This is a genomic window from Actinobaculum sp. 352, from assembly GCF_003957265.1.
Taxonomy (GTDB): Bacteria; Actinomycetota; Actinomycetes; order Actinomycetales; family Actinomycetaceae; genus Asp313.
The window spans coordinates 115,758-128,125 of sequence record NZ_RQSN01000005.1; the positions used below are offsets into that span (position 1 = coordinate 115,758).

Annotated in this window: 12 protein-coding genes, 1 tRNA gene and 1 other RNA gene; 11 read left to right on the forward strand and 3 right to left on the reverse strand. The window is 61.1% G+C overall.

Annotated features, from left to right (window positions below; genetic code table 11):
- Window positions 1-94: 94 nt before the first annotated feature.
- The 9 genes from EKN07_RS06675 to EKN07_RS06715 all read left to right on the forward strand — a co-directional run bounded on the left by EKN07_RS06675 (window position 95) and on the right by EKN07_RS06715 (window position 9,034).
- Complete coding sequence (locus tag EKN07_RS06675) at window positions 95-832, forward strand: phosphoglyceromutase (protein ID WP_108714857.1); 738 nt, start codon at window positions 95-97, stop codon at window positions 830-832.
- Window positions 833-1,250: 418 nt separating this feature from the next.
- Entirely contained in the window at window positions 1,251-2,183 is a 933-nt protein-coding gene (locus EKN07_RS06680; RefSeq protein WP_126145976.1) for a nucleoside hydrolase, read from the forward strand.
- Between the two features lie 334 nt (window positions 2,184-2,517).
- Window positions 2,518-3,015 carry a CarD family transcriptional regulator gene (locus EKN07_RS06685; RefSeq protein ID WP_108714858.1) on the forward strand — a complete coding sequence of 166 codons (498 nt, stop codon included), beginning with the start codon at window positions 2,518-2,520 and terminating at the stop codon, window positions 3,013-3,015.
- Between the two features lie 10 nt (window positions 3,016-3,025).
- Complete coding sequence (ispD, locus tag EKN07_RS06690) at window positions 3,026-3,748, forward strand: 2-C-methyl-D-erythritol 4-phosphate cytidylyltransferase (RefSeq protein WP_108714859.1); 723 nt, start codon at window positions 3,026-3,028, stop codon at window positions 3,746-3,748.
- A gap of 240 nt (window positions 3,749-3,988) precedes the next feature.
- Window positions 3,989-4,465 carry a 2-C-methyl-D-erythritol 2,4-cyclodiphosphate synthase gene (ispF, locus tag EKN07_RS06695; RefSeq protein WP_108714860.1) on the forward strand — a complete coding sequence of 159 codons (477 nt, stop codon included), beginning with the start codon at window positions 3,989-3,991 and terminating at the stop codon, window positions 4,463-4,465.
- Between the two features lie 104 nt (window positions 4,466-4,569).
- Complete coding sequence (gene cysS / locus EKN07_RS06700) at window positions 4,570-5,997, forward strand: cysteine--tRNA ligase (RefSeq protein WP_108714861.1); 1,428 nt, start codon at window positions 4,570-4,572, stop codon at window positions 5,995-5,997.
- Complete coding sequence (gene rlmB / locus EKN07_RS06705; RefSeq protein ID WP_108714862.1) at window positions 5,997-6,971, forward strand: 23S rRNA (guanosine(2251)-2'-O)-methyltransferase RlmB; 975 nt, start codon at window positions 5,997-5,999, stop codon at window positions 6,969-6,971. The genes cysS and rlmB overlap by 1 nt, the downstream gene beginning before the upstream one ends.
- A 24-nt stretch (window positions 6,972-6,995) precedes the next feature.
- Window positions 6,996-8,444: a hypothetical protein gene (locus EKN07_RS06710; protein WP_108714863.1), complete on the forward strand. Its 1,449-nt coding sequence runs from the start codon at window positions 6,996-6,998 to the stop codon at window positions 8,442-8,444.
- Between the two features lie 89 nt (window positions 8,445-8,533).
- Complete coding sequence (locus EKN07_RS06715) at window positions 8,534-9,034, forward strand: ASCH domain-containing protein (RefSeq protein WP_164505405.1); 501 nt, start codon at window positions 8,534-8,536, stop codon at window positions 9,032-9,034.
- A 204-nt stretch (window positions 9,035-9,238) separates the two neighbouring features.
- Here EKN07_RS06715 and EKN07_RS06720 read toward each other — a convergent pair whose 3' ends face one another.
- The gene (locus tag EKN07_RS06720) at window positions 9,239-9,886 is read right to left on the reverse strand and encodes a LytR C-terminal domain-containing protein (RefSeq protein ID WP_108714865.1); all 648 of its coding nucleotides are present in this window, start codon (window positions 9,884-9,886) and stop codon (window positions 9,239-9,241) included.
- Window positions 9,887-10,288: 402 nt separating this feature from the next.
- Between EKN07_RS06720 and EKN07_RS06725 the strand changes: the two genes are divergently transcribed.
- A complete protein-coding gene (locus tag EKN07_RS06725) occupies window positions 10,289-10,732 on the forward strand; it encodes a hypothetical protein (protein WP_108714866.1) in 444 nt (147 codons plus the stop codon).
- A 159-nt stretch (window positions 10,733-10,891) separates the two neighbouring features.
- Here EKN07_RS06725 and EKN07_RS06730 read toward each other — a convergent pair.
- Window positions 10,892-10,979: transfer RNA gene (locus EKN07_RS06730), tRNA-Ser, on the reverse strand.
- Window positions 10,980-11,210: 231 nt separating this feature from the next.
- Window positions 11,211-11,777, reverse strand: coding sequence for a YbaK/EbsC family protein (locus EKN07_RS06735; protein ID WP_126145977.1), 567 nt, complete (start codon window positions 11,775-11,777; stop codon window positions 11,211-11,213).
- Between the two features lie 464 nt (window positions 11,778-12,241).
- On the opposite strand from EKN07_RS06735, the gene ffs reads away from it, so the two are divergent.
- Window positions 12,242-12,338, forward strand: an RNA gene (gene ffs, locus EKN07_RS06745) — signal recognition particle sRNA small type.
- Window positions 12,339-12,368 lie beyond the last annotated feature (30 nt).

Consider the following 12,368-nt stretch of genomic DNA (forward strand, 5'->3'; position numbering starts at 1 on the left):
GGAGCGCGTGTTTTCTTCTCCTGGGGCTCGTTATCCGGTGCACTCGGGTATTTAGTCGGTGGCAGGACCATAAGACGCATGAGAGAATCATCCCATGGCTTATACCCTCGTACTGCTCCGCCATGGCGAGAGCGAATGGAATGCTAAGAACCTCTTTACCGGCTGGGTTGATGTGCCTCTGTCCGAGAAGGGCCGCGCGGAGGCCGTTCATGGCGGCGAACTCCTCAAGGAGGCAGGGGTGCTTCCGGAGAAGCTGTTCACGTCAGTGTTGCGGCGTGCCATTATGACTGCGAATCTGGCCTTGGATGCGGCAGATCGGCACTGGATCCCGGTAGAGCGTCACTGGCGGCTGAACGAGCGTCATTACGGTGCGCTGCAGGGCAAGAACAAGAAGGAGATTCGCGATCAGTACGGTGACGAGCAGTTCATGTTGTGGCGCCGGTCCTACGATGTGCCGCCGCCCGCCATCGAGCTTGGCTCCGAGTTCTCGCAGGATACGGATCCGCGTTATGCGGGTGAGCCGATCCCCGCTACGGAATGCCTGAAGGATGTGCTCGAGCGGTTGCTGCCCTACTGGGAGAGCACCATCGTTCCAGAGATCAAGACGGGTAAGACGATCATGATTGCTGCGCACGGCAATTCGCTGCGTGCCATTGTGAAGTACCTGGACGACATCTCCGACGAAGAGATCGCGGGCGTCAACATCCCCACCGGCATCCCGCTGGTTTACGAACTGGATGAGGAGACCCTCAAGCCGATCAAGAAGGGCGGCACGTACCTGGATCCGGATGCGGAGGCGAAGATCGCTGCCGTCGCCAATCAGGGCAAGTAACAGAGGCGGTTCCGCGGCCGCGCGGGCGATCACGCCGTCGCCAGGCGGAAGAGTCTTCCTCTCCCGCAGCGGTGGGCACGGCGAGGCTCGGGTGTCTATGGGCGTCGTGAGCATGGTCGGAGGCTACGGCGTCCCGCCATGCTCACTCTGTGGCCATGTCCGGTGCGGACGTGGCGCAGCGTGGGCGTACCGCCCGCCCGGGCGCTCACTGGGCGTATTGGCACTACCTGTCGGATGAAAGCAAAAGTACCGCCCGGGCGTGGACCGTTGCCATCGCCTGCCATCGCCGGTGGGGACGTTAACCTTTCTGGCGCGCAGCACGGCGCGGGTCAACAGCGCGCTGTGCGGACATCTAGCACATATGGTGGACATCTAGCGTATGTGGAACAAGCAGCGCGGAAGGTGGAGGAAATAACCGATGATTCGCCGGATCATCCTGGACTGCGATCCCGGGCACGACGACGCCGTCGCCATCATGTTCGCTCTCGGCAGGCCCGAGATCGAGTTGGCTGCTATCACTACAGTGGGTGGCAATCAAACAATTGATAAGGTGACCCGTAACGCGCGAGGAATCCTCGCCCTGTGCGGTAGGGAGGAGATTCCGGTCTACCGTGGTGCAGAACGTCCTGTGCTGCGGCAGGTGGAAACGGCGCCATCTATCCACGGTGAGACGGGCCTTGACGGGGTGGAGCTTCCCATTCCTGCCGCTGCGGAACGGCCACAGCGAGCCGCGCAGGCCATTGTGGAGATCGTGCGCGAGAGTGAACCTGGAAGCATTACCTTGGTAGGAACCGGGCCCTTGACCAACCTTGCTCTGGCGGCTCGGTTGGAGCCCGCTATTGTCAACCGTGTCCGCGAGGTCGTCATAATGGGCGGTGGGATCTACGAGGGCAACTGGACCGCCGCCGCGGAATTCAACATCTGGGTAGATCCGGAGGCGGCTCGTATTGTCTTCGATGAGCCGTGGCAGGTGACGATGGTTGGCCTGGACGTGACGCACCAGGCACTAGCGACCTCGGCTGTGGTCGATAAGGCGGCGCGGATTAACACGCCAACCGGGAAGTTCTTCGTTGACCTTATGCGTTTTTTCCAGGAATCAAATCGAGAGGCATTCGGCTTCGCAGATCCGCCTGTACATGATCCGTGTACGATTGCCTACCTGATCGATCCCGAGGTTGTGCGGACACAGGCTGCGCCCGTCGCCGTCGAGACGCGCGGCGAGCTGACTGCCGGGGCGACGGTAGTAGATCTGCGTGCACCGGCGCCCGCAGATTGCCATACACGGGTGGCGACGCAGTTGGATCGGGAACGCTTCTGGGAGTTGGTTCTCGACGCGATAGCCCGCCTATAAGACACTGGCCCGCCTATGAAATACCGAGCCCTACCAGGAAATACCGAGCCCGCGGTGCGGTGGGGGTTGCCCTGAGCTGGAACCTCGACGCGGCACCGTCTGGCTTCGTGGTGGCCAGTGTGATGCCCATGCCGGTGCCGGGTGAGCAAGGTCGCAGTTGTCGGAGAGGTGCGGGGATGAGGGACGGCCATTGTGACAGGTAGGTGCGTCGATCAATGCCAACGACTGGGCGAAAAAGTGGCCAGTTTGGCATCGCTGAAAATATAGACTTTATACCCGCCGTGATAGAATATCTACCCGGAACACCCAATCAGGATGAAAGGGCCCTGTTCACATGACCTTCAATATCGGTGAGACCGTCGTCTACCCTCACCACGGCGCGGCGTACATCGAGGACATCTCTACAAAGAAGATTCGTGGCGAGGAGAAGCTGTACCTCACACTGCGCGTTATGCAGGGAGACCTGGTAATCCAGGTTCCGGCCGACAAGGTTGAAGACGTCGGAGTACGTGATGTCTCTAATGACGATCAGCTCGAGCGTGTGTTTGACGTACTGCGCGCAGAACGGGCTGAAGAACCGGCGAACTGGTCGCGGCGCTATAAGGCCAACGGTGAGAAGTTGACCTCCGGTGATGTTGTGAAAGTTGCCGAAGTTGTGCGCGATCTGAGCAGGCGAGATTCTGATCGGCATCTATCGGCCGGCGAAAAGCGCATGTTGCTGCAGGCTCGTCAGATTCTCGGCTCCGAAGTCGCGCTAGCGCGTGGGGTAACCGAGGATAGGGCATTGGAACTACTTGACGAGGTCCTTGCAGACTCCGTCAACGCAGCTTAGTGGCGTGCCAATGGGCATAGCCGCTGTTATCGCGGGTGCCGGATCGGGTACACGCCTAGGAACTCAAGGTTCGAAAGCCCTAGTGCGGCTTGCCGGTGAACCACTTGTTATACACGCCGTGCGCTCCATGGTCCGCTCAGGCGTGGTCGACGATGTCGTCGTTGTGGCACCTGCCAATGACCTGGACATGTTCGAGTGGGTGCTCGGCGCGGCAGGGATGCATGCGCGTGTTGTTGCGGGAGGGAGCACCCGCCAGGCATCCGTGGCAGCGAGCTTGGACGCGGTGGGCGATGCCAGCCACGTCCTTATCCACGACGCAGCAAGGCCACTGACTCCGGTTGACCAGATTCGTTCTGTCGTCGATGCGCTACTATCCGGGCATCCGGCAGTGGTTCCAGCACTGGCACTTGTCGATACGATTAAGCGAGCCGGCGCGAAGAGCACTGATGGTACGGAGCCGATCGAGGAGACTCTAGATCGTTCCGTGTTACGTGCCATGCAGACTCCGCAGGGTTTCGTCGTCTCGGTTATTCGCGAGGCCCATGCCCGCTTCGCCGAGTTGGCTCGCGATGAGGCTAGTGCGGCCCCTGATGATGCTGCACTCGTCGAGGCGCTGGGAGTCCCCGTGGTCATGGTGCCCGGGCACGACGAGGCACGGAAGATCACCCGTCCATTTGATCTGCGCGTGGCCGAGATGACGCTTGCCGAACACACATCGCCCGCGGAACTTTGACTGTGATCGCCCACTGATGCGCCTGTGGCGTCGCCGCATGCTCTAACGTCGCGTTCGCCTGCCCTGTTGCAACTGTTTGGGCAGAGACCCCGCCCATGGTGTCGTATTACTTTGTTCATTGCCCGTGCGGTGGCGCCAACTGCGTCGATCCGAGCCGTTACTATTCCAGATCGTCGGCCCTGGCAGCTGCTCCGCGTCGGATCCGGGCGCGGGCAGGGGCTTTGCTCTAGGCTGGGCGTCATGGACATGCGAGTAGGAACGGGTATAGATGTCCACGCGTACGCACACGATGCGAGCCGTACGCTGCATCTGGCATGCCTAGAATGGCCGGGGCAACGCGCCTTGGAGGGCCACTCCGACGCCGACGTCGCCGCGCACGCTGCGTGTGACGCCATATTGATCGCGTCCGGTGTGGGGGAACTGGGGACAGTTTTTGGAACGGACCGGCCCGAGTGGGCAGGTGCTTCGGGAACGAGTTTGTTGGTGCAGTCCGCCCTTTTGGTGCAAGAAGCCGGTTGGAAGATCTCGAATATCGCGGTGCAGATCGTTGCGGCACGCCCGCGCTTTGCCCCGCGTAAACAGGAGGCGGAATCGGCCATGAGCCAGGCGGTTGGAGCTCCGGTTTCGGTCAGTGCGACGACGACGGACCATCTCGGCTTCGTCGGGCGTGAGGAAGGCATCGCGGCCATAGCGACGGCCCTCGTGCTGCGGCACTGACCCGATTCTTGAGTGCCGAAGGCTGTGGCGGCTCACAGCATATTCTTGGCCAGACACAGTGAGATCAGGTGTGATACCTCAACCCGATTGGATACCCTGAAGGGGTGAGTCTCAATATCTATGATTCGGCAACCCACACCTTGCGGCCTTTCGAGCCGCTCAGCCCCGGGAAGGTGGGGATCTACCTGTGTGGGGCCACGGTACAGGGCTCACCACATATCGGCCATATTCGTTCGGCCCTAGCCTTCGACGTCCTCGTACGCTGGATGCGTCGGTGCGGATATGAGGTGACGCTGATCCGTAACGTCACTGACATTGACGACAAGATTCTCGCCAAGTCGACTGCCGCCGGTCGGCCTTGGTGGGCGTGGGCCTATACCTACGAGCAGGAGTTCTCCGCAGCGTATCGCGCTTTGGGAGTTCTTCCACCCACCTATGAACCACGTGCTACCGGTCATATTCCTCAGATGCTGCAACTCATCCAGGAGATTATGGATGCCGGTCACGCGTATACCGGTAATCCGGGCAATGTGTATTTCGATGTGACATCCCTGCCGGACTACGGTTCGTTGACGCGGCAATCGTTGGAGCATATGACGGTTGACGAGGCCGAGTCGGAGCCGGATAAGCGCAACCCGCACGACTTTGCCCTGTGGAAGGCTCCGAAGCCGGGTGAGCCCGCAGATGCCTCCTGGGATTCGCCCTGGGGGCGGGGCAGGCCGGGATGGCATTTGGAGTGCTCCGCAATGTCGGGCAGCTATTTGGGGGAGACTTTCGATATTCACGGCGGCGGAATCGATCTGCGTTTCCCGCACCACGAGAACGAGCAGGCGCAGTCACACGCTGCGGGTCGCGGTTTTGCCCGCTACTGGATGCACAATGCGTGGGTGACCATCGAGGGCGAGAAGATGAGTAAATCATTGGGGAACTCCCTCGTAGTAGATAACATCCTCCAGCAGGTTCCAGCAGTTATTGTGCGTTTCGCACTGGGAACGGTTCACTACCGCTCAACGGTCGCCTATTCGCCGAGCACCCTGGCGGAGGCGACGGCCGTCTGGGAGCGCCTTGCCGGTTTCGTCAATCGTTCGGTTGCGATGACGGGTGAGATCCATCTCGACGACGTCGCCGCCGTAACGCCCGCGGACCTTCCTGAGGCATTCGTTGCCGCGCTTGACGATGACCTCAACGTTTCGGGTGGTCTCGCCGCGATCCATGAGGCGGTGACGAACGGCAACAGTGCCATAACGGCCAAAGACGAGGAGGCCGTGCGGCACGCACAATTGATGGTGCGCGCCATGCTGGACGTTTTGGGATTGGATCCGTTGGCGGAGCCGTGGCGCGGCGAAGGCGGCTCTGACGCTACCCAGCAGGCGCTTGACTCGATCATCGCAGGCATCCTGCAGGAGAGGGCCGATGCGCGCCGTGCAAAAGACTGGCCACGAGCAGATGCCCTGCGTGATTCCCTGGCGCGGGCCGGCATCGCGGTCGAAGACTCCTCCGACGGTGCGAGCTGGCGTTTGGAGGCGCAGTAATGGCGGGGAATCAGCCATCACGGCGCCCGAAGAACAAGAAGGGGCCAACAGTAGGCTCGGGCGGGAAGAATCGTCGTCGCCTAGAGGGCAAAGGGCCCACACCGAAGGCGGAGGACCGAGTTTACCATCCGGCGCATCGCCGTAAGTTGGAAGCGCAGGCCAGAGCGGCGCAGGCCGAGCGGCGGGCACCCAAACTGCGTGGTGTGCTGCAGTTGGAGGAGGATCACGAACTGATTGCGGGGCGTAATGCCGTTGTGGAAGCCGTGCGTGCGGGTGTTCCGCTCAAGCGGGTTTTCATGGCGGGCGCCTTGGCCTCTGATGAGCGGCTGGGCGAGGTTGTGCGCACGGCAACCGCGCTGGGTGCACCGCTTCTTGACGTCTCGCGCACGGAGCTGGACCGGATGACAGATGGCGCGGTGCATCAGGGCGTGGCGATTGAGGTTCCTCCGTATGACTACTGCGAGGCAGCCGATTTAGTGGAACGAGCGGAGCGCAGCGGTAAACCGGGTCTGATTATCGCGCTGGACTCGCTGACAGACCCGCATAACCTCGGAGTGGTATTACGCTCCGGGAGCGCCTTCGGCGCACATGGCGTTATCGTTCCGCAGCGACGCTCGGCGGGTGTAAATGCGACCGTATGGAAGGTTTCTGCCGGTGCCGCGGGTCGCCTACCGGTCGCGCGAGTGCCTAACTTGGTGCAGGCGCTGGAGACACTCAAGCGGAGCGGGTATTTCGTGGTGGGGCTCGACGGCGCCGGGGATACGCCAATCGGAGAGCTCACCGTTGCCGACATGCCACTGGTACTGGTTACCGGCTCAGAGGGAAAGGGGATGGCGCGGCTGACACGGGAGACATGCGACGTCGTCGCCTCCATCCCAATTGCGGCACAAATGGAGTCGCTCAATGCCGCGGTTGCGACGGGAATTGCGCTGTATCAGATTGATCGGTTGCGTTCTCGCGTTAATGTGGAATAAGAAGATGAGGAATCGAGGCTGACAATGCCCACATGGCGTCCGGTGCACGGTGAGGTGATCCGCTTGGATCCGGCGCTCACCTCCGTTGAAGCAATTGAGGAGTACCTGGCGGAAAAGCGGATTATCGCCCGTGGCCACGCGCAGGAAGAGGTGTACAGCATCGAGCTGGCGGCCACCGGGCGACGGCGTCGCGTTGCCGTCTTAAATGAAGAGGGCCTTGTGCTCCCGGGACCGTCGCTTTCCGATCTACTGGAAGATATGGACCACGCCCTGCGTAAGCTGGAAATCCGGGTGGATGGGGTCGTACAGTGGGGCGATATTGATCTCGGTGAGGTTGATGTTGCCGGTGATGATTGCGACGTCGCGAACGGTGTAGACGCTGCTGGTACTGCCGTTACAGGCGAGGAAATCCGCGGGGGAGAATCGGGTGGTCACCCGGAGACGGGCATGCGCTTGGGGGAGGCGGTTGTACAGGCGGATGGGATGACCGTCCGCCAGGAACCTGCAGACGTCCCCCTGGAAGGGACAGGCACGCATCCGAACAATGTAGGCAGCCGCTTGGCGGATGCGAGTGTCCCCTCGGAAGAGGCGGACGACGATCCGCTACCCGATTACGCAGCGGGTCCGATGCTTGTGCTGTCAGACGTTCCGTTCTCGCAAGTGCCAGGGGTGGCGGCGGCCATGGGCAAGCCGGTGGCGGCCTTGCGGCTCCCGCCCGTGAACGCCCTCGTGGCTGACGCCCCGATTCCGAAACGCAGTCATGGCAGCGCGAAATTCACCATCGTGCTTTCAACGGATCCAAGTGGAGTGGACAAGCCCGTTCTCTCGATCCGGCAGGATTCGCTGCGCGTGACGTGGGAGTGGGAGGGCGAATTCCCGCTGGTCGCTTGGGTACGGGATAACGATGTTGCGGCGAATTTCGCTGACGAACAGCTCGGTGTGGGCGCCTTTGTGACGCGCATATGCACAGATTTGTCCGATACCGATCCGCAGGCGTTGCGGGACGCACTGTTGGGGGATCCGGAGCATGCGGGCCGCAATGTTGCTGCTGCCATTGGACTACCTGCAGAAGTGGGGGACTGTCTGGAGGGCCTGCTGGAGGCCCGCTCACTCCCCGGGGCAGTCGTCTTTGAGCCGAAGCCGTTTACTGAACGTTTGCAGTCTACGGTTGCATATGAAGTTTCTGGACAGGGCGTGGCGGCTCCCGGGTTCTGGGCAGTGTACCGCAAATTGTATCTGGAGCATCCGCGGGCAATGGAGGCGGTTGCGACGGCGCAGGCCGGCATCGGGGCCATCCTCGTGGCGTCTGGAACACGGATGTGGCATCGCACCTCAGGCAAGGTTCTTGCCGGTCTGGGAGGTGCATTGGCAGTGAATGCTGGTGCACGGATTTTGGCGACGCAATGGATACAGGCTGCGCTGGAGGCCGAAGGCTTGGCGGTGCGGCGTGAAACTGTTGACGACGGCGAGTAAGCCGACGCGGCTTGCCTTTTGTGGACAGCCGGTCGATGCACCGACCATTCGACGCACCGGGTTGTGAGACGATTACGAGGATGGATGCGATGGCAGAAACAAGCGTCGATGACGCCATTGAGGCTTTCTGGGTACGTGCCCGAAATGCGGCTGGAATATACCCATTGGAGGCAGTGCTAGGGCAGGACGAGCAGATGTCGCTTCGCCCGCCCGTATTCAGCTTTGGGGACTCGGTGGAGATGGCTGACTGGCTGTGTCAGTTAGTTATTGACGGGAAGAAGACGGCGACGTCGAGCTGGCGTGACATGTACTCACACGAAGGCGCCGAGCTGCCCGAAGTTGGTGAACTCTCCATCGTCTGCGATGGAGCGGGAAAGCCGCGTGTACTGCTCCGTTTGACGGCGGTGGAGACGGTGAGTTTTGCGCACGCGGGCCCGGAAATAGCAGCCGCTGAGGGCGAGGGCACCTTCGAAGAGTGGAGGGAGGCGCACGATGCGGTTTTCCGGCATGAATGCGAGGAAGCGGGTATCGAGTTCGACCCGAATGGCGATATCGTCGTCGAGCATTTTGAGGCGCTGTACTCGCTGTGACACGGAAGTGTTCGACAATGAGGATCCCTACCGGGTAGTCGATGGCACGCGTTGTTGATGTTGGGGTGGATGGCGCTCACGAGGTGAGGTGGGATGCTGTTCATCACCTAGCGGCAGGCAGTGCCGGATAGCGGTCGCGGACGTTGCGGCAGGCGGTGCTCGCTATTGGTGTGGTGCACATCATCAGATCGCGGACGCTGAGGCCTATTCGGTAGCGGTTGCGGTACCGCTCGCTCCGACGACCGTGCAGTTTTCGGCCGGGCTGAGTGTGCCCTCCGGATTTGCCGCCGCAACGTTCTCAGGCGTTTCCAAACTCTCGTAGTCGGATCCGAGCACAATATTGAGCGTTGCGTCGGTGATGCCGTTGTTGTATTGGATCATGCTGTCGGGGAAGTACTGTGCGATAGTGTAGGCAGCAGCGATACCCTCCGGACCGGTGATGATGCGCGCCGACTCGCTAAGGCTCTGTCCGTCCCAATTGCCGGTCTCATTGACGACGACGCCGCGACCGGCAAGATCCGTTGCCGCCTGGCTCGCTAGGTTCGCCCGGGAGGTGGAATTGTAGACATTGACAGAAATCGAGTTGAGTTCGACAGCCGCCGTGCCTTCCTCAATACAGGGAGTGACAACTGTATTCGAGGACTTTGCCGGGGTGAACTCCCGGTCGAACGGGAATGGCAGGACGCCGGTCCAGAAGAGGAGGGACAGTAAGAGGAGCACTGCGAGGATCGCTGAGATGGATCCGAAGATAATGGTCTGACGCTGCTGGATCCGGCGGCGGTATGCAGCTCTCGCCGTTGTCTTTCCCTCGTTCACAAGGTCAACCGTAGCGGAGGAGAGCGCTTCGCGCATGCTTTGGAGCGTACTGTGCCCGACGAGATGGGAGGAAGCGGGGTGGCAGTGGCACGATTCGTTCGCGTTGGGCAGACCAGTCGTTTGCGTTCGTCAGACCAGTTGTTCGCGTGGTCAGAGCAGTGGGGTGCAGAGGCGATGGCAGGCGAAAAGGAACGCGCGATCATGCACGGGTCGTCGGCCGTGTATGGGCGGCGTGTTGGCAGAATGTGGGATCCTCGGCCGGGCAGAGGTGTGAGAATGGCGGCATTTGGCGCAACTAATGGTACAAGTGGCTCGGCATGAATAGCGCGTGAGAGTTCCCTGCCGTAAGCTTGGCACCGACGGTTCCCTCACCGGCTTCACCACGGACCGGAGCGAACTGTGCACAAGGAGACGCAGTCTTCCTCGGAAAGGCATTTTATGGGAAAGCGTATTGCAGCAATTCTTGCGGGAGCGGTCCTGCTTCTCGCACCGCTCGCAGCGGCGCAGAATGGCACGCCGCATAAGGGCGATGTGGCCTATGCAGTCGGAGTCGGAGCTGCGCGAGGCGGCGCAATCGTCCTGGGGATCTTGCTCATTGTCTACGGAATTCGGAAGAAGCCCGAGAAGGATAGTTCCGCCCAGCCACAAATGCCGCAACAGTACACGCAGACGCCGGGCCAAGCGCCGGGAGACGGCCAGCAGTATGTGCCCAACGGCGTACAACAAGCCGGTTGGAGTTCTGCTGGTGAGGCGCAGCAACCGGGCGTGCCGCCGCAGGGTTCATACCCGGAAGCCAGCCCTTATCAGCAACCGGACCCTTATCAACAGCCTGGTTCTTACCCGCAGTCCGGTTCTTACCAACAGCCCGACTCGTCTCAGTAACCGGGCTCATATTAGTCATCCGGTTCATACCGACAGCTTGGTTTCGGCCGGTCGCTTGAAAGGCATCGGTGATCGCGGGCCCGTCGTGTTATCCGCGCACGTGCATCACGCTGTAAAACGTTGGTACCCCGCCGAAGAATCGGCCGGGTACCAATCTTTTGGCGGAGGATGGGGGATTCGAACCCCCGAGGGCTTGCACCCAACACGCTTTCCAAGCGTGCGCCATAGGCCACTAGGCGAATCCTCCTGGCGCGTCAAGACGCCCTATAAGGTTAGCGGATGCGACGGCCGGGCGCGAGTTCAGCCGGTGAGATAACTGTCTCGCTTCCTACGCTTCACGTCTCTGCGGGCCTGGATCCTTGTTTGATGGTCTGTTAGCGGGAAACGGGCTCGTTCGGCGGGCGACGCCCCATTCTGGGGTCAACCGCGGCCCGTGCCATTCTCGCGGCTTGCAGGGATGCCGGGGCGTGCACGCTCCTCAGTTGGCGAGGCCCTCAATGACTTCCGCGCGTGGAAGCTTGGTGAGCAGTTCGCCCGGCACGGCCAACTTCGAGGTACGCAGGCCTGAACCGATGACGCAGAATCCTTCCGCGACACGTGTGTCGATGAGTAGTCGCCAATTCTCGGGAATACCAACCGGCGTGATTCCTCCGTACTCCATCCCCGATGCGGCGACAGCGCGCTCCTGCGGCCAGAATGAGCACTTGCGCACGTTGAGCGTCTTCTTGATGACGTGATTGACGTCGGCATTCGTCGTCGCGCGGATAACAGATGCCGCAACCCTTTCCTCGCCCTCCCTCTTGCCTGCCACGAGGATGCAGTTGCACGAGAGGTAGATGTCCATCTCGTAGTGCTCCGTCATGGCTTCGGTATCGGCGTATGCCGGATCAATGCCACACACGAGGGCCCGCGCGGCAAGCTCCGGCTCCTGCGCTGCCACTTCCCGTAGCCCATCAGCAACCGGCGTAGCTAGAAGATGAAGATTGTCCAGTGCGCTCACCCAGTGAGCGGTTCCCATCCCGTTGATCTCGTCCACAATGCTCATGCCGCCCACCATAGAACCTGGAATGAACGGATGGAAGGATGCGTCCGACTTGTGGCACCTTTGTCACCCGGCATCCTCAGCGTTATTCGAAGGTGATCCCAGGGCGTTGTCTGGCTGTTAATCCGGCGTTTGAGGTTCAGGCGGTCCTATGGGAGTTCCGGCCGAATGACGTTGTGTCGCACCGAATGTACAAAGGCCACGGTCCGCACTCCACGGTTCGGGCTCCAGGCCAAACAGCTTCAGTCAACTGAGTACTCGGCTCGGTATTGAGTTTGTGGTGCACGGTGGGAGAGGAAGTCGTGATATCGCCTATGGTGAACCGTGCCATTGCACGCGCCGCCCGTGGAAGGGAGGAAGAAGCTCCCGCTCGGCGGGAGACTCCCGTAGGCTCACCAAACGTTGGTGACATTATCCGTTTGCTCGGTCCGGGTTTGGTCTCGGCGCTTCGGTGACGTAAGCTAGGCAAAGACTCCCCACGCGGCGTTATCTTGCAAAACTCCCCCAGGGCTGGAAGGCAGCAAGGGTATGCGGGCTCTGACGGGTGCGTGGGGAGTCCTCGCTTTTCCGAGTGGCTGCCCTTCCACACCGCTT

What these genes read in the sequence shown, in the direction of transcription:
- EKN07_RS06685 (WP_108714858.1), top strand. Translation starts at nt 2,518, where the DNA reads ATGACCTTCAATATCGGTGAGACCGTCGTCTACCCTCACCACGGCGCG.
- EKN07_RS06720 (WP_108714865.1), bottom strand. Translation starts at nt 9,886, where the DNA reads ATGCGCGAAGCGCTCTCCTCCGCTACGGTTGACCTTGTGAACGAGGGA.
- EKN07_RS06735 (WP_126145977.1), bottom strand. Translation starts at nt 11,777, where the DNA reads ATGAGCATTGTGGACGAGATCAACGGGATGGGAACCGCTCACTGGGTG.
- ispD (WP_108714859.1), top strand. Translation starts at nt 3,026, where the DNA reads ATGGGCATAGCCGCTGTTATCGCGGGTGCCGGATCGGGTACACGCCTA.
- EKN07_RS06715 (WP_164505405.1), top strand. Translation starts at nt 8,534, where the DNA reads ATGGCAGAAACAAGCGTCGATGACGCCATTGAGGCTTTCTGGGTACGT.
- rlmB (WP_108714862.1), top strand. Translation starts at nt 5,997, where the DNA reads ATGGCGGGGAATCAGCCATCACGGCGCCCGAAGAACAAGAAGGGGCCA.
- ispF (WP_108714860.1), top strand. Translation starts at nt 3,989, where the DNA reads ATGGACATGCGAGTAGGAACGGGTATAGATGTCCACGCGTACGCACAC.
- EKN07_RS06675 (WP_108714857.1), top strand. Translation starts at nt 95, where the DNA reads ATGGCTTATACCCTCGTACTGCTCCGCCATGGCGAGAGCGAATGGAAT.
- EKN07_RS06680 (WP_126145976.1), top strand. Translation starts at nt 1,251, where the DNA reads ATGATTCGCCGGATCATCCTGGACTGCGATCCCGGGCACGACGACGCC.
- EKN07_RS06725 (WP_108714866.1), top strand. Translation starts at nt 10,289, where the DNA reads ATGGGAAAGCGTATTGCAGCAATTCTTGCGGGAGCGGTCCTGCTTCTC.
- EKN07_RS06710 (WP_108714863.1), top strand. Translation starts at nt 6,996, where the DNA reads ATGCCCACATGGCGTCCGGTGCACGGTGAGGTGATCCGCTTGGATCCG.